This window comes from Microbacterium resistens NBRC 103078, assembly GCF_001552355.1.
In the GTDB taxonomy this organism is placed as follows: Bacteria; Actinomycetota; Actinomycetes; order Actinomycetales; family Microbacteriaceae; genus Microbacterium; species Microbacterium resistens.
Genome location: NZ_BCRA01000039.1, coordinates 1 through 19,519, shown reverse-complemented (window position 1 = coordinate 19,519; position 19,519 = coordinate 1). Strand labels below are relative to the sequence as shown.

19 protein-coding genes and 1 pseudogene are annotated in these 19,519 nt (G+C 70.5%); 14 read left to right on the top strand and 6 right to left on the bottom strand.

The features are described 5' to 3' along the window. Window positions 1–10: 10 nt before the first annotated feature. On the bottom strand, window positions 11–1,333 hold the full coding sequence (locus tag MR1_RS08100) for an FAD-dependent oxidoreductase (protein ID WP_067244851.1): 1,323 nt from the start codon (window positions 1,331–1,333) through the stop codon (window positions 11–13). A gap of 87 nt (window positions 1,334–1,420) precedes the next feature. Here MR1_RS08100 and MR1_RS08095 point away from each other — a divergent pair, with 87 nt between their 5' ends. Next, window positions 1,421–1,774 carry an ArsR/SmtB family transcription factor gene (locus tag MR1_RS08095; protein ID WP_084344451.1) on the top strand — a complete coding sequence of 118 codons (354 nt, stop codon included), beginning with the start codon at window positions 1,421–1,423 and terminating at the stop codon, window positions 1,772–1,774. On the opposite strand, the gene MR1_RS20510 is transcribed toward MR1_RS08095, so the two are convergent. Beyond that, window positions 1,720–2,781, bottom strand: a complete 1,062-nt coding sequence (locus MR1_RS20510) for a hypothetical protein (RefSeq protein ID WP_067244847.1) — start codon at window positions 2,779–2,781, stop codon at window positions 1,720–1,722. The two genes, MR1_RS08095 and MR1_RS20510, sit on opposite strands and share 55 nt — an antisense overlap. On the opposite strand from MR1_RS20510, the gene MR1_RS20700 reads away from it, so the two are divergent. From MR1_RS20700 to soxR, 4 genes are all read left to right on the top strand, one after another. Continuing rightward, window positions 2,686–2,901 carry a thioredoxin domain-containing protein gene (locus MR1_RS20700; protein WP_409366245.1) on the top strand — a complete coding sequence of 72 codons (216 nt, stop codon included), beginning with the start codon at window positions 2,686–2,688 and terminating at the stop codon, window positions 2,899–2,901. The genes MR1_RS20510 and MR1_RS20700 overlap by 96 nt on opposite strands. Before the next feature lie 79 nt (window positions 2,902–2,980). Then, the gene (locus tag MR1_RS08085) at window positions 2,981–3,595 is read left to right on the top strand and encodes an isochorismatase family protein (protein ID WP_255218115.1); all 615 of its coding nucleotides are present in this window, start codon (window positions 2,981–2,983) and stop codon (window positions 3,593–3,595) included. Then, the gene (locus MR1_RS08080; RefSeq protein ID WP_067244846.1) at window positions 3,592–4,524 is read left to right on the top strand and encodes a GlxA family transcriptional regulator; all 933 of its coding nucleotides are present in this window, start codon (window positions 3,592–3,594) and stop codon (window positions 4,522–4,524) included. Before MR1_RS08085 ends, MR1_RS08080 begins: the two co-directional genes overlap by 4 nt. A 159-nt stretch (window positions 4,525–4,683) precedes the next feature. Continuing rightward, complete coding sequence (gene soxR, locus MR1_RS19315; RefSeq protein WP_084344448.1) at window positions 4,684–5,151, top strand: redox-sensitive transcriptional activator SoxR; 468 nt, start codon at window positions 4,684–4,686, stop codon at window positions 5,149–5,151. A 62-nt stretch (window positions 5,152–5,213) separates the two neighbouring features. Here the strand turns inward: soxR and MR1_RS08075 are convergent, their stop codons facing one another. Next, window positions 5,214–6,665: an MFS transporter gene (locus MR1_RS08075; RefSeq protein WP_067244844.1), complete on the bottom strand. Its 1,452-nt coding sequence runs from the start codon at window positions 6,663–6,665 to the stop codon at window positions 5,214–5,216. A gap of 829 nt (window positions 6,666–7,494) precedes the next feature. Between MR1_RS08075 and MR1_RS08070 the strand changes: the two genes are divergently transcribed. Genes MR1_RS08070 through MR1_RS08045 form a run of 6 tightly spaced genes read left to right on the top strand, consistent with a single transcriptional unit; the run spans window position 7,495 to window position 14,119 of the window. Then, entirely contained in the window at window positions 7,495–8,316 is an 822-nt protein-coding gene (locus MR1_RS08070) for a tryptophan synthase subunit alpha (protein WP_067244842.1), read from the top strand. Next, window positions 8,313–9,155, top strand: a complete 843-nt coding sequence (locus MR1_RS08065; RefSeq protein ID WP_067244839.1) for a GntR family transcriptional regulator — start codon at window positions 8,313–8,315, stop codon at window positions 9,153–9,155. The genes MR1_RS08070 and MR1_RS08065 overlap by 4 nt, the downstream gene beginning before the upstream one ends. A 23-nt stretch (window positions 9,156–9,178) precedes the next feature. Further along, window positions 9,179–10,684 carry a sugar ABC transporter ATP-binding protein gene (locus MR1_RS08060; RefSeq protein WP_067244837.1) on the top strand — a complete coding sequence of 502 codons (1,506 nt, stop codon included), beginning with the start codon at window positions 9,179–9,181 and terminating at the stop codon, window positions 10,682–10,684. Then, the gene (locus MR1_RS08055) at window positions 10,681–11,661 is read left to right on the top strand and encodes an ABC transporter permease (protein WP_217996204.1); all 981 of its coding nucleotides are present in this window, start codon (window positions 10,681–10,683) and stop codon (window positions 11,659–11,661) included. Before MR1_RS08060 ends, MR1_RS08055 begins: the two co-directional genes overlap by 4 nt. A 1-nt stretch (window position 11,662) precedes the next feature. Beyond that, complete coding sequence (locus MR1_RS08050; RefSeq protein ID WP_067244834.1) at window positions 11,663–13,132, top strand: FGGY family carbohydrate kinase; 1,470 nt, start codon at window positions 11,663–11,665, stop codon at window positions 13,130–13,132. Between the two features lie 33 nt (window positions 13,133–13,165). Further along, window positions 13,166–14,119: a sugar ABC transporter substrate-binding protein gene (locus MR1_RS08045; RefSeq protein ID WP_067244833.1), complete on the top strand. Its 954-nt coding sequence runs from the start codon at window positions 13,166–13,168 to the stop codon at window positions 14,117–14,119. A gap of 200 nt (window positions 14,120–14,319) precedes the next feature. Here the strand turns inward: MR1_RS08045 and MR1_RS08040 are convergent, their stop codons facing one another. Then, complete coding sequence (locus MR1_RS08040; RefSeq protein ID WP_067244831.1) at window positions 14,320–14,700, bottom strand: VOC family protein; 381 nt, start codon at window positions 14,698–14,700, stop codon at window positions 14,320–14,322. Between the two features lie 145 nt (window positions 14,701–14,845). Between MR1_RS08040 and MR1_RS08035 the strand changes: the two genes are divergently transcribed. Further along, window positions 14,846–15,775 (top strand): aldo/keto reductase, encoded by a 930-nt coding sequence (locus MR1_RS08035; RefSeq protein ID WP_067244903.1) that lies wholly within the window; start codon window positions 14,846–14,848, stop codon window positions 15,773–15,775. Window positions 15,776–15,960: 185 nt separating this feature from the next. On the opposite strand, the gene MR1_RS08030 is transcribed toward MR1_RS08035, so the two are convergent. Both MR1_RS08030 and MR1_RS08025 read right to left on the bottom strand, forming a co-directional pair. Then, window positions 15,961–16,716: a sugar phosphate isomerase/epimerase family protein gene (locus tag MR1_RS08030; protein ID WP_067244828.1), complete on the bottom strand. Its 756-nt coding sequence runs from the start codon at window positions 16,714–16,716 to the stop codon at window positions 15,961–15,963. Further along, window positions 16,713–18,254 (bottom strand): UxaA family hydrolase, encoded by a 1,542-nt coding sequence (locus MR1_RS08025; RefSeq protein WP_067244826.1) that lies wholly within the window; start codon window positions 18,252–18,254, stop codon window positions 16,713–16,715. Before MR1_RS08025 ends, MR1_RS08030 begins: the two co-directional genes overlap by 4 nt. 129 nt (window positions 18,255–18,383) lie before the next feature. On the opposite strand from MR1_RS08025, the gene MR1_RS08020 reads away from it, so the two are divergent. After that, window positions 18,384–19,163: a glucosamine-6-phosphate deaminase gene (locus MR1_RS08020; RefSeq protein WP_067244823.1), complete on the top strand. Its 780-nt coding sequence runs from the start codon at window positions 18,384–18,386 to the stop codon at window positions 19,161–19,163. 5 nt (window positions 19,164–19,168) lie between these two features. Beyond that, window positions 19,169–19,519: pseudogene (locus MR1_RS08015) on the top strand (hypothetical protein); the annotation flags it as partial.

The window sequence follows — 19,519 nt, the reverse complement described above, 5'->3', positions numbered from 1 at the left end:
TTGCCGTGTTCTACCGGACTGCGGGTGCGGTGCCGAGCTGGATGAGTTGCGAGGCCGGGGCGCAGCACGACCCAGCGGTGCCCGCGTCATCCGGGGCGTCGAACAGGCCGGACCCGCCACACACGCCTGTATCCGGCAGCACGAGATCCACGCGGGCTGCGGCCTCGCGGTCGCCGGCGATCTCCGCGACCACGGAGCGCACCTGCTCGAACCCGGTCAGCGCGAGGAACGTCGGCGCACGCCCGTAGGACTTCGCGCCTACGATGAAGAATCCCGGCTCCGGGTGCGCGAGATCCGCAGCCCCGGTCGCGCGGACCGAGCCGCAGGAGTGCAGGTTCGGGTCGACCTCGTCAGCGACCTTCGCGGGTGCCTGCAGTCGCAGGTCCAGGTCGAGGCGGATCTCCGAGAGGAACGAGAGGTCTGGGCGAAACCCGGTCGCCACGAACACCTTCGCGGCCGGGTCCAAGCGTCGCCCATCCTCGGCGACCAGGACCGCGTGATCGTTCTCGAGGAGGATCTGTTCGGTGCGGAACCCGGTCACGAGATCCACGAGCCCGGATTCGACGGCCTGCTTCGCCCGCTGCCCAAGGGCTCCACGTTCGGGCAACTCATCGGCGCTCCCGCCACCGAAGGTGTTCCCGACGGTGCCGCGGCGCAGCACCCACGAGACCCGCAACCCGTTGTCACGCTTCGCCACCCGCGCGAGCACGCAGATCGTCGTCGCGGCCGAATGCCCGTTCCCGACCACGACCACATGCTGACCGGCGAGTTCGGTGACATCCTCAACGGTCGGCATCCGGTAGTCGACGAACCCGGCGTCCGTGGCGGCACGCTCACCCAAAGCGGGCAGGCCGTCGGCACCGGCGGGGCTGGGGGTGCGCCAAGTCCCGGACGCATCGATCACCGCACGCGCCTCGATCCGCTCCTCCCGCCCGTCCGCATGCTGCACGTGGACGACAAAAGGCTGCTCCGCCCGGCCGGCATCGACCGAGAGATCACGGCCCTTCCGCCCCACACCGACGGCGCGCGCCCCATACCGGACCCGGTCACCGAGCGCATCGGCGAGCGGGGCGAGATACCCGTCGATCCACTGCGCACCCGTCGGGTACCCCTTCTCCGGCGCCACCCATCCGGCCGGCTCCAGCAAGCGACGGGCGGCCGCGTCGGTCAGTTCCGACCACGGCGAGAAGAGCCGCACATGCCCCCACTCCGCGACCGCCGACGCCGGACCCGCACCCGCTTCCAGGACCACCGGTTCCAGGCCCCGCTCCACCAGGTGAGCAGCGGCGGCGAGCCCCTGCGGGCCGGCTCCGATCACGACAACGGGTTCCATTCCAACCTCCACACATTGAAGTTCTTCGATACGTCACAGCCTGCCTGACGTATCGACAACCGTCAATACGTCAGGCAGAATAGGAGCATGACCAGCCTCCCCGTGACCGTTGACACCGCTCCCGCGGGGGCCGCGTGCTGTAATCCCGCGACCGAGGCGATGGTGGACGATGCGACCGCGCATGGACTCGCGAAAGTGTTCAAGGCACTCGGGGACCCGGCCCGCGTCAAGCTGCTGTCCCTGATCACCGCGAGCGCGGACGGCGAGATGTGCGTGTGTGATCTCACCGAACCCGTCGGACTGTCGCAGCCGACCGTCTCGCACCACATGAAGCTTCTCGTCGAGGCGGGCCTCGTGACCCGGGAGCAGCGCGGCAAGTGGGCGTACTACCAGCCGACGACCGGCACCCTCGCCGACGCCGCCCGGACGCTCATTGCCTGATGGTCGATGTGACGGTGCGGCCAATGACGGACGCCGACTGGCCCGCCGTCAGGGCGATATACCGTGCCGGGATCGCCACCGGGCACGCCACCTTCGAACCTCACCCGGCCGCGAGCTGGGAGGCCTTCGCCGCAGGCAAGCGCCCGGGGCTCTCGCTCGTCACCGACGACGCGGACGGTCACGTCATGGGGTGGGCCGCCGCCGGTCCCGTCTCGGCGCGTGAGGTGTACCGCGGGGTGGTCGAGCACTCGATCTACATCCACCCGACGCCGCAGGACACGGTGTCGGCACATTGCTCCTCGCGCGTTCATCGGCCACGCCGACCGCGCCGGCGTCTGGACGCATGACCCGTCGCCGCGCACCCGCCTCCGGCGCTCATCGAGCGCCCGCCGCGCCGCCTCCGCGTCCCCGGCAGGCCCGTCGCCCTCCGCCGTCGTGGTGGCGGGCGACGGGGTGTATGCACGGTAGAGCACGACGTATCCGAATGTCGGGCTGTACGTCAGCGCGTACTCGACTTCGGTCACCATCCGGGTGTTCGCGTCCGTGGGCGGCACGTCGTAGGCGTCCTCCTTCGCGAGCGCCGCACGGGTGGTCTCGTCGCCGGAGTCGAAGCCGCGCAGCTGTTCGATCGCCGCGTCGGTGCCGTCGCGGTCGATGGGATCGAGCACCCCGTCGGCGTCTTCTCCGTGCAGGAACACCACGGTCACCCATTGCCGCTCGGGTGGCTGCCAGGCGATCCGGCCCAGGTGCCCGGACGCCTGATCGAGTGCCCGCTCAGCGGCACTGACCTGCTGTGCGGCCTGCCGGAGAGCGTCGGCGGCAGCCCAGGCGTCCGCTGCCCCGAGGTTCCGGTCGCGCAGCATCAGAGCAGCCCGGAGCAAGCCGCCGCCCGAGCGTGGCACATCCAGTCGATGGGGGCCGAAGAGGGGCTCCGCCTCGACCTGCGCACGGCGCGACCCGTCAACTCCTTCGACGCGCATCGACTGGTCCGGATGGGTGCTGCTCATGGTCGGGGAGAAGAGATCCTGGAGCGACTGCTACACGCCCATCACAGCGAAGGGCTCGACATCGGTGCGGTCGAGGTGCTGGAGAAGCTCGGAGGCGAGGCGGGTACCTGCTCAAGATAAGACCTCAACTGGCATTGAGGCCAAGGAAGCAAGGCTCTGACTGACCAGATCGTTCCGCTTGGCGTCGATATTGTGCCTTGTGCGCACCGTGGCAGCCGTTCAGGATGAGAGCATGTCACAAGCAACGCAGACTGCTCTCATTATCATCGATGCGCAGGAGTCATTCCGCCAGCGATCCGACGACTGGGCCGCGACCGCGAACCCGCGGGTGCTGGAGAACATCGCAGAACTCGTTGAGCACGCGCGACGCATTGGTGACCTGATCGTGTGGGTAACTCACGCGGAGCCGGGTACCGGTGGCGTCTTCGACCCTGCCTCCGGGTTCGTGCGCGTGGTCGACGAGCTCGAACCTCACGACGGCGAGGTTCGGATCATGAAGACGTCGATCAACTCGTTCACGACGACGAACCTGCAGCAGCAGTTGACGACGCGCGGTGTTCGTCGTCTGGTGATCTGCGGTATTCGCACCGAGCAGTGCTGCGAGACGACCGCGCGAGTCGCGAGCGATCTCGGGTTCGAGGTCGAGTTCGTCATCGATGCCACGACCACTTCGGGCATCAAGGCCGGTGACGGGTACGGTGCGGTGTCCGGCGAGGACCTGATGCGCAGGACTGAGAGCATCCTCGGCGGGCGGGGCTTCGCGACGATCACGACGACCGCCGAGCGCATCGGCACAGCGACGGCGACCGTATGACACGAGTCGTCTTCGTGCTGGTGCCCGGCGTGATCCTCTTGGACCTCGCCGGCCCTTCACAGGTCTTCGCCTCCGCGGCTGCGATCGGGGCCTATGACCTCACGTACGTCGGCGAGCAGCCGGTCATCGCCTCCAGTCACGGGCTCGTCCTGCAGGCGCAGGTGCACTGGCCCGAACTCGATCCCGATGACATTGTCATCATGCCGGGTTGGCGGGCGCCGCTGGAAGACGGGTCCGGGTCGCTGAGCGAAGAAGGACTGCAGTTCCTCCGAGGCCACCATGCGTCCGGGGGCACGGTCGCGAGCGTGTGCTCCGGTGCGCTCGCGCTCGGCCGCGCGGGGCTCCTCGACGGTCGACGCTGCACCACGCACCATGACATCCAGCAGGAGTTGGGTCGCAGGTACCCGCTCGCGCACGTGGTTCCGGATGTGTTGTTCACCGAGGACGACCGCGTCATGACCTCGGCGGGTATCGCCAGCGGCATCGACCTGGCGCTCCACATCGTCGCGAGTAGGCAGGGGGCGCCGGTCGCGGCGCAGGTGGCGCGAAATATGGTCGTGTACGCCCGACGCAACGGGGAAGCGGCACAGCTGAGCGTGCTGCTGAGCTATCGCTCGCATGTCGACGAACTTGTCCACCGTGTACAAGACCACATCGACGAGCAGTTTGACCGTGCGCTCCCTCTCGACCGGCTCGCGAGAATCGCGGGCGTCAGCCCACGAACACTGACCAGGTCGTTCACGGCTGCGACCGGGCTGACGCCGCTCCGGTATCAACAGATGCTCCGGCAGGAGCACGCGGAGAACCTGCTGGAGCAGGGCTCGACCGCAGAAGCTGCCGCTCGCGCGGTCGGTTTCGGAGACGCACGTATGCTCCGCCGACTCCGGCAGGGCGCTTCGTTCCCAGCGGCAAGACCAACCAGAAAGTGATGCCGACCAATGCCAAAAGCGTACTGGGTGAACGTGTTTCTTTCGATCTGCGACCCTGGCAGGCTTGCACGGTAAGCCGAGCTCGCCGCAACTCGGATGTCTGTTCCTTCCCGCCGCCTCACAAAGTAGGATCAACCTCAACCAAAGTTGAGGAGGACCATGGGCACCCCGAAGCCTTCTCCGACCGACCTGCTCACCGTGGGTGAGGTAGCGCGGCGCACGGGCGTCGCCGTGTCAGCACTGCACTTCTACGAGCGGGCAGGGCTCATCACATCCACTCGCACCTCGGGTGGACAACGCCGCTACGCCCGCCACGTGATCCGTCGAGTATCGGTCATCCAAGTCGCCAAACGCATGGGCATCCCCTTGTCCGAAGTCGCCGAAGTCTTCGCCGACCTCCCCACCGACCGCATGCCCGGAAAAACCGACTGGCGCCACATCAGCGAACGCTGGCGAGGCCGCCTCGAAGCACGACGCCAAGAAATCGAACGAATGGAAAGTGAACTGGTCGAGTGCATCGGCTGCGGATGCGTCTCACTACGCAGCTGCCGAGTGCTCAACCCCGACGACGAGCTAGGCTCGAACGGCCCCGGCCCCCAACGCCTACCCGAGATCAGCGCGACTTGAGGGCAACGCAGCGGAGGCCGCGTAGAGATCCCGTCAACAGGCAGCACCTGGCGTGGGATCTCTTATGTACTCGTGGCGTTTGAGGTGTCTGATACGTCGGACGGCCAGTTCTCGCCGATGCCCCAGCTGGCACCGCGGGCGATGAAGGTGCCGATCGCGGTGATGCCGGCGAAGACGAACAGCAGGAGGTGGGCGGATCCGACGTAGACGGGTGCAGAGATGTTGACGAGGACTCCGGCGAACGCGGCACTGAATGCACTCGCGATGATGAGCACGGTGTTCACGGCTGCGGCGGCCTTGGCTCCCTCTTCCTCGTCTCTCGTGCTGCTCAACGCAGCGACGGTGAGGTGCGGGAATCCCAGCCCGATGCCCGAACCCGCCAGGAACAGCGTGACGAACCAGAGCACGATGACCAGCGTCGATGGCCCGTCGTGCTGGAGCAGCCCATAGGCTGCCAGCCCCAAGGCGACGACCACGGGGCCGACCGTGATCAGCACGCGACGCGACCGGATGCCGGTGGCGTTCGCCGCGACGACCTGCGTCAGGGACCACCCCAGTGACAGTGCCGCGCCGAGCAGACCCGCGACGAACGGCATCAGGCCGCCGATCTCCTGCCCGAACAGCGGGATGAACGCTTCCGTCCCGATCGCGAATGCCAGCACGGCGACGGTCAGGTAGACCCAGCGAAGTGACGGGCCGGAAACGAAGGTGAAAGTCGCCCGGGGAAGGATGCCGTTGCCGCTACGACGCTCGTGACGGAGGAACCAGCCGCAGAGGACGACGCCGGAGGCGATGGCTGCCCCCCTTCCGAGATCGTGGGGGACGACGCTCGCGATCCCGACCGCGCCCACGCTGCCCGCGAGGAGCATGAGGGAAGCCCACGGCACCGGGTCGCTTGATCGTCCCTGCGCGGCGCGGGGAAGAGCGCGAACCGCGACGATGCCGACCAGCGCAGTCACGACGGCAAGAGCGATGAACGCCATCCTCCATTCGTCGAACTGAGCGAACAGACCGCCCACCACCGGGCCGAGGATGTTGCCCACTCCCCACATCGCCGACACCAGCGCGGCGGCGCGCGCCCACAGCCGCTCCGGCAGCGCACGCTGGATCAGCGCATAGCCCAGACCGGCAAGCAGCCCACCGCCCAGGCCCTGCACCGCACGCCCGAACAACAGAGCTGACATCCACGGACTTGCCGCGCACAGCACGGACCCGAGTGCGAACAGACCGAGCGCCAACAGGTATGCGCGACGCGCCCCCTGCCGAGTCAGCACCCTGCTCACCAGCATCGCACTCACCACCGAGGCGAGCAGGAACGTCATCATCGTCCACGCGTAGAACTCCGCACCGCCGATCTCGGCGACGATCGTCGGTAGGAGACTGGTGGTGAGGTAGACATTGCTCGCCTCGAGCAGGACTCCTCCGGCAAGAACAGAGGCGACGGGCGCGTAGCGGCTGCTCAACAGTTCGCGCCAACTCCCGTCCACGACGGCGCGTTCAGGATCATGAGCCATGAGGTCGTCTTCCCTTGCGTTCGCGGGTGCGGATACTGGCTCCGCACCGCCGTCATCAGTGGTGCTCCCGAGAGTAGAACCTCAACTAACGTTGAGGTCAAGGGAGTGGGGCGAGGTTTGCGAGCGACTTGCCCCCGAACTCGTTGACGCTCTCAGCGCAGAACTGCCCGAAGGGGCCATCGCAAAGTGGGATCGGGCGGTCGGGCGTCCACAGCGTTACGGCCGGTGGCGCCGCGACCAGCTCGCCTCTCTGGTCGTTCGCGCCACACGAATGACTGGGCATGTTCAGTCCGAGGCCAGGGAGCTGATTCATCGATTCCTAGCGCTCGAGACGTATGAGGTTCTGCAGGTGGGGCTACCTAGAGTGTGTTCGAGACGTACTGCAACCCCTGTGTTCACGGCCCAGCGAGGTGGACTGAAATGCGTGCCGACGTCCTGTCGGAGTGGCTACTCGGCCACGTGGCAGGAGGGGCACGCAGAGGGCACGAGGTGCCAGCGGGCTTCAGGAACCGCATGACTCCGCGCTTCTCAACTAGAACTGGGACTTCTAGAAAGCTGGTGCAGGTCCGGCGCCTCCCTGTGCCGCGACCTCCGCTGACGGCCGACAGAGACACGGATCCGCCCCACGCTCCTCCGGGAGGGTGGGGCGGATCCGTCGTGTGCGGCAGGCGGCGTGCGTGGAGATTCGCGTGCGGTGCCCATGGTCCGCTGGGCGATGCGGGCGTCTGCCGACGGGAGCGCGCCAGAGTCCCGGACTCGCGCTTGCGCAGGGGCGCCGGTCGCTTTATGGTGATCTAGTACTCTAGAAGAGTTGGTTCGAGGGAGAACGATGGTCACGCGACTGAAGCGCCGGCTGGGGCAGCTGGCCTCCGAACGGCGCGGAATGCTGATGGGGTTCCTGCCCGCGGGGTTCCCGGCGCCGGACGAGTTCCGCCGCGTCGCGCAGGCGGCGTTCGACGCGGGCCTGGACGCTCTCGAGGTCAGCATGCCCGGCCCGGCCCCCGCCCTGGACGGCCCCCTCATCCAGGCCGCCGCCGAGCGCGCGTCCGCCCACCTGGACGGGATCCCCGCGGCCCTGGAGCTGGCCGCGCGCAGCCGGTCGACCGACGACGACACGATCGTCGCCCTCGCCTACGCCTCGACGTTCGACGGGATCGCCACGGACGCGTTCTTCGACGCACTCGTCGCGGCGGACATCGACGCCTACCTCCTCCCGCAGCACCCCATGACCGAGCAGCTCGCCCTGGGCGCGCAGGCGCAGGCGCGGGGGATCGAGCCCGTGCTGTTCCTCTACCGGCAGGAGGACCTGCCGCTCCTCGCCGCGAGCGCGATCGACGAGCCCGTGATCTACCTCCAGTCGGCCGACCTCCGCACCGGCGGCGTCTTCAACCCGGCGAAGGCGCAGGAGCGGCTCACCGAGCTCGCCGAGGCCCTCGGCGAGCGTCGCTACCACGTGTGCGTCGGCTTCGGGGTGCGCGGGCCCGACGAGGTCGAGTCGCTCATGGCCACCGGTGCGGACGGCGCGATCATCGGCACCCAGCTCGTCCGCGCCGCGGAGGAGGGGCCCGAGGCCGTCACCGCGCTCGTCGACGCCGTCGCACCGGCCCTCGTCGGCCGCACGCTGCGGAGCGCGGAGGAGGTCATCCGATGACGGTGGAGGGGACCTGGAGTCCGCAGCGCATCTCGTTCAGCCGCAACGACGGACTGCCGAAGTACGTGGCGATCGCCCGCGCGATCACGCTCGCCATCACCGACGGCGAGCTGACCGCCGGGGAGACCCTGCCCTCGCAGAAGGAGCTCGCGGAGAGCTTCGGGGTCACGCTGATGACGGTCCGGCAGGCGATCCAGCTCCTCACGGAGCAGGACCTGCTGACGACCGAGCAGGGCAAGGGCACGTACGTGCGCAGTCGCCCGTTCCATCTCCCGCTCGGCCGGCTGGCGAGCCTCGCCGCCCAGGTCGAGGCGTCGGGGCGACGCCTGAGCACCGAGGTGCTGGGATTCGCGCCGATCGAGATCTCGCCGCTCGAACAGCAGCGGATGGGGCTGCCCGCGCCCGAGGCCGTCGAGCTGGTGCGACTGCGTTTCGTGGACGGCGTGCCGTTCATCCTCCAGACCTCGCTGCTGCCGCCCGAGTTCGCGCGCGGGGTCGAGCCGGACCAGCTCGTGGAGCGCTCCCTCTACGACGTCCTCCAGGACGCGCACGGGATCCGGGTCGAGCGCGCGCACGAGACGGTGCAGGCGACCAGCCTGGACGACGAGTCCGCCCGGCTCCTCGGACGCAGGACCGGCGAGTCCGCCCTGCTCTCGTCCCGGCTGACCTTCAGCTCGGACGGCATCCCGGTCCTGGACGACCGGGCGCTGACGGCCGGGGACACGGTCGTCGTGTCCGCCGAACGCCACGCCAACGACGGGGGGCTGTCGCTGGTGCTCTCCCGCGACGCGACGGCCCTCGCGGACAGCTCGCTCCCGTTCATGCGCGGAAGCCGCTGACGCCCTCACGACAGGAGATGACGATGACGTCAACGCTCACACGGACCGCCGTGCTCGGCACCCGCGGACTCAGCAAGGACTACGGTGCCGTCCGCGTCGTGTCCGACATCACCCTCGACTTCCACGCCGGCAGCATCCACGCCCTCCTCGGCGAGAACGGGGCCGGGAAGTCCACGCTCATCAAGATGCTCTCCGGTGCGGCGGCGACGAGTGCCGGCGAGCTCCTCGTCGACGGACAGCCGCGGTCGTTGAAGTCCGTGCGCGACGGGCAGGCGCTCGGTGTCGTCGCTCTGCCGCAGGAGCTGACGCTCGTCCCGACGCTCGGGGCGGCCGAGAACATCTTCCTCGGCATGCGGCCGCCGGGGATCCGCGGGCTGGTCGACCGACGCCGCCTCGACCGCGACGCGGGCGAGCAGCTCGCCCGCCTCGGGCAGCGGATCCCGCTGAACGTCCCCGTCGGGGAGCTGTCGGCCGTCCAGCAGACGATGATCGCGCTGGCGAGGGCACTGGCCCGGGACGCCCGCGTGCTCATCCTCGACGAGCCGACGGCCGCCCTCACCGACACGGAGACGGAGCAGCTGTTCGGCGTGCTGCGCGCGCTGCGCGACGCCGGCACCGCGATCCTCTACGTCTCGCACCGCCTGGAGGAGGTCTTCGCGCTCGCCGACACGGCCACCGTCCTGCGCAACGGGCGCCACGTGTGGACGAAGCCCATCGCGGAGACCGACACCGACGACGTCGTCTCGGCGATGATCGGGCGTGAGCACGGACAGGTGTACCCGCCCCGGTCCGACGCTCCGGGCGAGGTCGTCCTGCGCGTCGAGGGGCTCTCCGGGTACACGCTGCGGGACGTCACGCTGGAGGCGCGATCCGGTCGCGTGCTCGGGATCGCGGGGCTCGCCGGCGCCGGACGCAGCGAGCTGCTGAAGATCGTCGCCGGAGCCCAGCGCGCCCGAGCAGGGACGGTCCGGCTGGGCGACGCCGACGTCACCGGGCGCTCGCTCGGCGCGTCCATGGATGCGGGGATCTCCCTCGTGCCGGAGGAGCGCCGCAGCCAGGGGCTGGTCATGACGGACTCGGTGCAGGCGAACATCGCCCTCGCGAACCTCCGTGCGCTCAGCACCCTCGGGGTGCTCAGCCGCGCCCGGGAACGGGAGACGGCGCAGCGCCGGGCGACGGAGCTGCAGATCAAGGCGACCTCGATCCGCCAGCCCGTCGACGAGCTCTCCGGCGGCAACCAGCAGAAGGTCGTCCTCGCGAAGTACCTCGAACGCCGCCCCCGCGTCCTGCTGCTGGACGAACCGACCCGCGGCATCGACATCGGCACGAAGGCCGAGATCTACCAGCTGATCCGCCGGCTCGCCGACGAGGGCGTGGCCGTCCTGGTGGTGTCGAGCGAGATCCCCGAGTTGCTCGGCCTCGCCGACGAGATCGCCGTGCTGCACGAAGGACGACTCACCGGAGTCGTCCCGGCGGCGGGCGCCACCGAAGAGTCCATCCTCCACCTCTGCTACAGGAAGTCCGCATGATGACAACGACCGAGACGACCACGGCGACGACGCCGCGGCGTGCCGCGCTCCCCGCGCGCCTGGCCTCCTACGGAACCCTCATCGGCCTGGTCGGGCTGATCGCCCTGTTCGCCGCCATGAAGCCGCAGGTGTTCTTCACGCCGCTCAACTTCACCAACATCCTGGAGCAGGTCGCGATCCTGGCGATGATCGCCGCCGTGCAGACGGTGGTCATGGTGGTGGGCGACTTCGACCTGTCCGTGGGATCGCTCGCGAGCCTCACCGGCGTCATCACCGCGCAACTGCTGGTCGGCGGGATGCACCCGGCCGTGGCGGTGCTCATCGGCCTCGGCGCGGGCGTGATCGCCGGCGCCGTGAACGGGTTCCTCGTCGCCTACCTCGGGCTGTCCGCCTTCATCGCGACCCTCGCCACCATGACCTCCTTCTCCGGCCTCGCCCTGCTGCTCTCCAGCGGCACGACCGTCTTCGGTCTCCCGGACGCGTTCGTCTGGCTCGGGCAGGGCAGGCTCGGCATGATCCCGGTGCCCGTCGTCATCGCCGTCGTGGTCGCCCTGATCGTCTGGTTCGTCCTGTCCAAGACCGTCATCGGACGCAGCTGGTACGCGGTCGGCGGGAACGCGGAGGCGGCGCGACTGTCCGGGGTGAAGACGCGCGCGGTGCGGTTCTCCGCGTTCCTCGTCTCCGGGTTCGGCGCCGCGCTCGCGGGCATCATCCTGACCGCACGGCTCGCCTCCGCGCACCCGTCCGCCGCGGATCCGTTCATGCTGTCCTCGATCGCGGCGGTGTTCCTCGGGATCACGCTCTCCCGGGCGGGCCAGCCGACGATCGGAGGCACGGTGGTGGGCCTCGGGATCGTCGGGGTCCTGAGCAACGGCCTCAACATCATGCAGGTCAACAGCTACGTGCAGCAGATCCTGACCGGTCTCATCATCGTCCTGGCGGTCAGCCTCAGCCGTCTGAGCAGGAAGCGCCGCTGACGTGACCGTCATCGCGGGTCTCGACTTCGGCACCTCGAGCGTGAAGCTCGCGGTGGCGTCCTCCGACGGCACGGTCCTCGCCCGGGCACAGACCGGGTACCCGACCGTGACGGGACCGGGCGGGCGCGCCGAGCAGGATGCGGACCACTGGTGGGCGGCGGCCGCCGCGGTCATCGCCGAGACGGGACTCGGCGCTCGGATCGACGCGATCGGCGTCACCGGCCAGATGCAGGATCTCATCACGGTCGCCCGCGGGCGCGCCGCGGGCCCGGTGCTCCTCTACTCCGACACCCGCGCCGGCGCCGCGCACGCACGACTGCGGGCCGCGCACGGGGACTGGGAGGGGCGGACCGGGAACCACCAGGACCCGACGAACGTCGCGGCGAAGATCGCCTGGCTCGCCGAGAACGACCGGGACCGTCTGGACGGCGCCGAGCACCTGCTGTTCGGCGCGCCCGGATACATCGCCTGGCGGGCAACCGGCGTCGCGGCCTGCGACGTCGTGACCGCGTCGACCACCGGACTGCTCGACGTGTCCCGCCGCACGTGGCTGACCGAGGTCCTCGTCTCGACGGGAGCGCGGGCCGATCAACTCCCCGTGCTCCTGGGGACCGCGTCGGACGACGCGCTGATCGGCGGCGTCGGCCCGGCGGCGGCGGCCGAGCTCGGCGTGCGCGCCGGGATCCCCGTCGTGCACGCCCTGGGCGACGCGGGCTCGGCGACCGACGGCCTCGTGGGCGTCGCACCGGGTGACGCCTACGTCTACCTCGGCACCACCGGCTGGCTCGCCGCGGTCACCGAGGCGGACCCGGCCGCGGTCCCGTCGCCCATCCATTCGCTCGTGATGCCCGGATGGGAGACCCGGCTGCGGATCGGCGCCGTGCAGTCGGCGGGATCGACGGCGGAGTGGTCGCGCCGGACGTTCCTCCCCGGGCTCGATTTCCGGGCGGTCGACGCGCTCGCGGCAGACCGCATGGCGGATCCGACGGCGCTCGGCGTCCGACCGCTGGCCCTGCCGGGGCTCGGCGGAGAGCGGACCCCGGTGCGCGACGCGGACTTCCGCGGGGCGTTCGTCGGCGTGCACGAGGCGACACAGCCGATCGACTTCCATCTCGCCGTGCTGACCGGCGTGGCTCTCGCGCTGCGCCACGCCAGCGACGAGCTCGGCATGGCCCAGCACCGCATCCCGCTCGTCGGCGGGGCGGCGTCCAGCCCGGCGTGGCGGCAGATCCTCGCTGACGTCTTCGGCGCGACGATCGTCACGGGTGACGCGGAGGATCCGGGCACGCACTCTGCGATCCGGGCCGTCGGGTCCGTCCTCGGACTGCCGACCCGGCCGGAGCCGCTGTTCGGCACGCTCGACGCCGGGACCGTGACGCGACCGTCCGCCCAGGCCTCCGCATACGAGCGCCTGATCCCCGTCCACCGTGCCCTGTACGACGCGCTCGCCCCGACCTTCCGCGATCGCTGACCCGTCCCGACCCACCCACGAAAGGCACCCACGATGAAGAAGACAAGGACCCTCGCGCTGATCGGCGGCATCGTCGCCGCCGCGAGCCTGGCCCTCACCGCCTGCTCCGGCCCGGCGTCGGCCGGCTCGGCGGGCAGCGGCGACGCCGCCATGACGATCGCCGTCGTCACGCCGTACCTCAGCAACGCGTCCACCAAGGAGGTCATCGACCTCTTCACCGAGGACGCGGAGTCCCGGGGCTGGCAGGTCAGCGTCGAGGACACCGCCGGCGACATGAACAAGCTCAACAGCGCGTTCCAGAACGCCGCGGCGCAGCAGCCCGACGCGATCGTGCTCGGCATGGGGGACCCCACCCAGGTCTCGCTCGGACTGAAGTCCGCGGCGGATGCGGGCGTGCCGGTGTTCGCGATCGACGCCGCCGAGGCCGACGGCATCGCGGCCAACGTCACGAGCGACAACACCGACCTCGGCGAGCAGAGCGCGAACGCCCTGATCGAGGCCATGGGCGGCACGGGCGCGGTCGTCATGCTGACGCATGACCCGCACCCCGGAGTCAAGGAGCGTGCCGCCGGTGCGAAGGCCGTGTTCGAGAAGGCGGGCATCACGATCCTCGAGTCCAAGCACGTCGAGGTGCCCGGTCCCGTCGACGACGCCCGCAAGTCGGTGCAGGATCTCCTCTCCGCACACGGTGACGCGGTGACCGGCATCTGGGGCGGTTGGGACGAGCCGGCGCTCGGTGCCACGCAGGCGCTGCAGGCCGCGGGCATCACCGGCGTCCCGGTCGTCGGCATCGACGGGCAGGACTTCGCCCTGGCCGAGGTCGCGAAGGGCGGCCCGTTCACCGCGACGGTGAAGCAGGACTGGGAGGCGATCGCGGCGCAGGTCGCCGATCTGATCGAGGCGAACGCCGCCGGCACTGCGCCGGAGAAGACGCAGTACGAGCTTCCGGGGACGCTCGTCACGAAGGACAACGCCGGGCAGGACTGAGGCCCGTCGACGAGACCGCGCGCGTCCTTCTCCGGCAGGACGCGCGCGGTCTCGTCGCGCCTCCCGTCAGCATAAAAGCGGGGAGGCGGAGCTTCGCCTCTCGACGGTAACCGCCGTCGGTTCCGCGGAACGGACAACGTCAATCGCGTTGCCGACAGCCCGCTTCCCGGCGCCTCTCCGGCCGGGCCTGCCCGGATGGGTCAGACCTGTGCCGAGCGGTCCGGGAGCTGCTGCAGCGTCCAGGTGTTGCCGTCCGGATCGGCGAAGCGCACGAACCGGCCCCACGCCTGCTCGTCGACGCCCTCCGCCTCGACGCCGAGTCCGCGCAGGTGCGCGAGCGCCTCGTCGGCGTCGGGGACGACCACCTGGATCGTGTTCTGGCGACCGGGCTCGAGGTCCAGCCCGAGGCCCGTGCCGAACGCGATCGAGCAGGCCGATCCCGGAGGAGTCATCTGCACGAACCGCAGCCCCTCGAACGGGACTTGGTCGTGGTCGGCGTGGAAGCCGATCTTCACGTAGAAGTCCTTCGCACGGTCGACGTCGGTCACCGGCACGAAGATGAGCTCGATCTTCCAGTCCATGCTCGCCCTCCTCTGCGGGAGTCCGTCTCCCGCTGCCGCACACGCTACGCCGGGGCACCGACACGGGACAGACCCGCCGGAACGACCCTCGCGTCACGACTCGTCCCGCGCCAGAATGGGCCGGGACGCCGAGGAGAGGGAGAGCATGAAACAGGTCGCATTCGGGACGGGAACGGCCCCTGCGGTGATCGCGGGGATGATGCGGATCGCCGACAAGACGGACACGCAGATCCGCGAGCTGTACGCCGCGGCGCGGGAGTCCGGCATCGACTTCTTCGACCACGCCGACATCTACGGCGGCGAGATGCACGCCTGCGAGCGGCGCTTCGCCGAGGCGCTGCGGCTGAGCCCCGCCGAGCGCGACGAGATCACGATCCAGACCAAGTGCGGCATCGTTCCGCAGCAGGGGATGTTCGACTTCTCGGCGGAGCACATCCTGCGCCAGGTCGACGGCTCGCTGCGCGCCCTCGGCACGGACCGACTGGACGTGCTCCTGCTGCACCGCCCCGATGCGCTCGTCGAGCCGGACGAGGTGGCCCGCGCGTTCGACCAGCTCGAGGCCTCCGGAAAGGTGCGCGCGTTCGGCGTCTCCAACCACACGCCGCGTCAGATCGACCTGTTGCGCACGGCGGTGCGCCAGCGCTTCGTCGCGAACCAGCTGCAGCTGTCTCTCGTGCACGCGCCGATCATCGCGCAGCCGGTCGCCGCGAACATGGCGGGTGTCGAGCAGAGCACCGTGATCGACGGCGGGGGGATCGTCGAGTACTGCCGGATCGAGGGGATCGCGATCCAGGCCTGGTCCCCGTTCCAGGCGGGCTTCTTCACCGGGGTCTTCCTCGGCCACCCCGAGTACGCGGAGCTGAACGCCGTCATCGATCGGCTGGCCGCCGCGCACGGCGTCACGCCGACGGGCATCGCGACGGCCTGGATCGCCCGCCACCCGGGCGGCTTCCAGACGGTGCTCGGGACGACGACGCCGCAGCGGGTGCGGGACGCGGCCGCGGGCGCCGACGTCGTGCTCAGCCGCGCCGAGTGGTACGAGCTCTTCCGCGCCGCCGGCCACCTCCTGCCCTGACACCCCCGTCCACCGCCGTCTCGGCCCCGCGCGGGGTCAGGCGATCGCGCGGGATCAGGCGGGTGGGGGCGGGGGGTACCTGTTCTGGTGCGTGTGCCTGATCTGGCGGTGCGTGGAGGCGGGGTGCGGGGCGTGGGGGCGGGGTGGTGGGGGTGGGGCTCCGCTGAGGACGCGGCCCACGGCGCTCACGCGTCTGCCCGGGCCTCCAAGGCGGCGAGGCTCACGGCGAGGGCCTGGAACAGGTCTCCGCGGGTGTCGTCGAACTCCACGACGCGGAGGGCGTCCCGCGGTGCGGCGTCGATGCAGGCGCCGTACGGCACGTCGCCGAGGCCGAGGGCGACCTGGTCCGCGACGTCCTCCGAGCCGGCAGGGGCGTCCTTGAGGTGCAGCGCCGCGATGCGCTCTCCGAGCGCGGCGACCAGCGCGACCGGGTCCGCCCCGGCGCGCATCGCCCAGTACACGTCGAGCTCCAGGGCGACCCGGTCGTCTAGCCGATCCGACAGGTGCTCCAGCGCCGTGCGGCCGTCTCCGGCGTCGAACAGCTCATGGGCGTGGTTGTGGTATCCGAGCCTCGTGCCGTGGGCCGCGGCGACATCGGCGGCGGCGTTCATGTCGTCCGCGATGCGCGCGATCCCATCCTCGGCCCTCCAGCGCGAGGCGGGCACCGCGGGGTCGATCACCAGTTCCACGCCCTGGGCGGCGGCCCGGGCGAAGACGGCGGAGAGATCCGTGTCCTCCGCGGCCGACACCGTGCGCTCATGGGCGCTCGGCATGCTGATCCCGTGCGCCGCGAGCAGGGCGGGCAGGGCCGGGAGATCGGCGAGCCGGTACCCCTCCGCGCGGGAGAAGCCGGTGTCCGCCAGACGCCGGACCGTGTCCGCGGCGTCCGTGCGCAGCCCCTCGCGGACCGAGTACAGCTGGACGACGGCGGGCGCGCTCACGTCACGCTCCCGATCTGCCACGGGACGAACTCGTCCTGGCCGATGCCGAGCTCCTCGCTGGCCGTCCTCTCCCCGGAGGCGACGCGGAGGATCGTGTCGAAGATCTCGCGGCCGACCTCGTCGACGGATCGCCCGGCGTCCACGATCCCTCCGGCGTCGACGTCGATGTCATCCCCCATGGACAGGGCGAGCGCCGAGTTGGTCGCGATCTTGATGCTCGGCACCGGCTTGCAGCCGAGGACGGACCCGCGTCCCGTCGTGAAGCAGACGACCGTGGCCCCGCCCGCGACGAGCCCGGTGACCGAGACGGGATCGTATCCCGGGGTGTCCATGAACGACAGGCCGGGGGAGGGGATCGGCTCGGCGTACCGGAGCACGTGGCTGAGCTCCGTGCGACCCGCCTTGGCGACGGCGCCGAGCGACTTCTCCAGGATCGTGGTGAGGCCGCCCTCCTTGTTGCCCGGCGACGGGTTGTTGTCGAGCGTGCCCCCGCCCGCCTCCGCGTACGCGCGCCACCAGTCGATCCGCTCCAGGAGCGCGCGGCCGACGTCCTCCGACACCGCGCGTCGGGTCAGCAGGTGCTCCGCGCCGAAGACCTCGGGGGTCTCGGCGAGGACGGATGCGCCGCCGAGTCCCACGAGCAGGTCGGAGGCGACGCCGAGGGCCGGGTTCGCCGTGATCCCGGAGTATCCGTCCGAGCCGCCGCAGTTCAGCCCGAGGACCAGCTCGCCGGCGTCGATCGGCTCGCGGCGCCAGGCGTCGATCCGGGGGAGCATCTCGCGGATCCGGCGCACGCCCTCCTCGACGGTGGCGCGGACGCCGCCGGTGCCCTGGATCGTCATCCGTTCGACGAGGACGTCCGGGGACACCTCCAGGTCCTGGGAGATGAGGTCGAGCTGGAGCATCTCGCACCCGAGCCCCAGCAGCAGCACCCCCGCCATGTTCGGGTGCTGGGCGTACCCCCGCAGGGTGCGCAGCAGCATCCGGGCGCCCTCCGAGTCCGAGATCAGCCCGCATCCGCTCTGATGGGTGAGGGCGACCACGCCGTCGACGTTCTCGAACTCCTCCAGGTCGTGCGGACGGAAGCGGTCGGCGATCATCTTCGCCGTCGCCGCCGAGCAGTTCACCGAGGTGACGATGCCGATGTAGTTGCGCGTCGCGGCGCGCCCGTCCGCGCGACGATAGCCCTGGAACGTCGGCCGCCGACCCTCCCACGACGGGGGATCGAGCCGGGCGGTGCCGAACTCGGCCTCCTGCCCCGCGTCCCGCATCCCGAGGTTCCGGGTGTGCACGTGGGCGCCGGGGGCGATGTCCTCGGTGGCCACCCCGATCGGCTGACCGTACTTGAGGACGTCCGCCCCGCGGGGGACCGCGGCGATCGCCACCTTGTGGCCGCGCGGGACGGCATCGAGGATCCGGACGTCGCCGTCCGGGAGCGGCGCGGTCGTCCCGGGCGCGAGGTCGGTCGTCGCGACGGCGACGTTGTCGTCCGGGGACAGGACGAGGACGGGGCGGGGCGGGGCGGACGGATCGGCCATGGGGCCTCCTTCGCGGGATCCGATGCAATTTCTTCGACCCATTCTGCAAGAACTATGACATATGCTGAATGCGATTGCAGAACGAGTCTACGACGCGAGCCTCCTCGCGTCCATCGCGAAAGGATCGTCATGGCTGCACGACAGAACTTCATGGCCGGGAAGCTCGCCGTCGAAGTGCACGACACCGAACGGGAGATGGGGGAGGCCGCCGCACGGCGCGCCGCCGCCGTGATCCGGGACGCGGTCGACGCCCGCGGCGCCGCGCGCGTGGTGATCGCCACCGGCAACTCCCAGTACGCCTTCACGGATGCGCTGCGCGCGCAGGACGTGCCCTGGGGTGCGGTGACCGTCTTCCACATGGACGAGTACGTCGGGATCGACGAGGACCATCCGGCGAGCTTCCAGCGCTGGATCCGGGAGCGCATCGAGGACCCGCTCCGCCCTGCGCGCGTCGAGTACATCGGCGGGCAGGGCGACGCCGAGGCGGAGGCGGCGCGCTACGAGGGGCTGCTGCGCGCGGAGCCCCTGGACCTCGTGTGCATGGGGATCGGGGAGAACGGTCACCTCGCCTTCAACGAGCCGCACGAGGCCCGCTTCGACGATCCGCGATGGGCGCGGGTCATCACCCTCAGGCCGGAGTCACGGCGCCAGCAGGTCGGAGAAGGGCACTTCCCGACGATCGACGACGTGCCGGCTCAGGCGATCTCGCTCACCATCCCCGCGCTCCTGTCGGCGCGCCACGTGCAGGTCTGCGCCCCGGAGCCGCGCAAGGCCGACGCCGTCCGTGCCACGGTGACCGAGCCGATCTCTCCCGCCTGCCCTGCGACGATCCTGCGTGAGACGCCCCACGCGACGCTGTTCGTGGACGCGTCCTCGGCGTCCCGGCTGGACCTCGCGCCGGCGGTCTGAACCCCGTGTCCCGAGACGGGGACGGCGCTCTCGCGGTCGTCGACGGGCAGGTGCTGGTCGGCGGCGGATTCGTGCCGGCCGACATACGGATGCGGGGCGGCGTCGTGGTCGCCGTGACACCGCGCGTGCCGGGCGGGCCGGCCGGGGAGGACCGGATCGCGCACGAGCGGGTGATCGACGTCGGCGGCTCGTGGGTCACGCCCGGCCTCGTCGACGTGCATGTGCACGGCGCCCGCGGGCACGCCTTCGCCGACGCGGACGCGGAGGGGCTCGCCGAGATCGAGCGTCACCTGCTCGCCGAAGGGGTCACGTCCTACGTCGCCTCCCTGGCCTCGGCTCCCGCGGAGGCGCTCGAC

Bases quoted from the DNA above. Each gene is read 5' to 3' on its own strand.
- MR1_RS20510 (WP_067244847.1), bottom strand. From the start codon at position 2,781: ATGAGCAGCACCCATCCGGACCAGTCGATGCGCGTCGAAGGAGTTGAC.
- MR1_RS20700 (WP_409366245.1), top strand. From the start codon at position 2,686: ATGGGGGCCGAAGAGGGGCTCCGCCTCGACCTGCGCACGGCGCGACCC.
- MR1_RS08095 (WP_084344451.1), top strand. From the start codon at position 1,421: ATGACCAGCCTCCCCGTGACCGTTGACACCGCTCCCGCGGGGGCCGCG.
- MR1_RS08070 (WP_067244842.1), top strand. From the start codon at position 7,495: ATGGTCACGCGACTGAAGCGCCGGCTGGGGCAGCTGGCCTCCGAACGG.
- MR1_RS08020 (WP_067244823.1), top strand. From the start codon at position 18,384: ATGGCTGCACGACAGAACTTCATGGCCGGGAAGCTCGCCGTCGAAGTG.
- MR1_RS08025 (WP_067244826.1), bottom strand. From the start codon at position 18,254: ATGGCCGATCCGTCCGCCCCGCCCCGCCCCGTCCTCGTCCTGTCCCCG.
- MR1_RS08055 (WP_217996204.1), top strand. From the start codon at position 10,681: ATGATGACAACGACCGAGACGACCACGGCGACGACGCCGCGGCGTGCC.
- soxR (WP_084344448.1), top strand. From the start codon at position 4,684: ATGGGCACCCCGAAGCCTTCTCCGACCGACCTGCTCACCGTGGGTGAG.
- MR1_RS08045 (WP_067244833.1), top strand. From the start codon at position 13,166: ATGAAGAAGACAAGGACCCTCGCGCTGATCGGCGGCATCGTCGCCGCC.
- MR1_RS08075 (WP_067244844.1), bottom strand. From the start codon at position 6,665: ATGGCTCATGATCCTGAACGCGCCGTCGTGGACGGGAGTTGGCGCGAA.
- MR1_RS08035 (WP_067244903.1), top strand. From the start codon at position 14,846: ATGAAACAGGTCGCATTCGGGACGGGAACGGCCCCTGCGGTGATCGCG.
- MR1_RS08040 (WP_067244831.1), bottom strand. From the start codon at position 14,700: ATGGACTGGAAGATCGAGCTCATCTTCGTGCCGGTGACCGACGTCGAC.
- MR1_RS08060 (WP_067244837.1), top strand. From the start codon at position 9,179: ATGACGTCAACGCTCACACGGACCGCCGTGCTCGGCACCCGCGGACTC.
- MR1_RS08065 (WP_067244839.1), top strand. From the start codon at position 8,313: ATGACGGTGGAGGGGACCTGGAGTCCGCAGCGCATCTCGTTCAGCCGC.
- MR1_RS08100 (WP_067244851.1), bottom strand. From the start codon at position 1,333: ATGGAACCCGTTGTCGTGATCGGAGCCGGCCCGCAGGGGCTCGCCGCC.
- MR1_RS08080 (WP_067244846.1), top strand. From the start codon at position 3,592: ATGACACGAGTCGTCTTCGTGCTGGTGCCCGGCGTGATCCTCTTGGAC.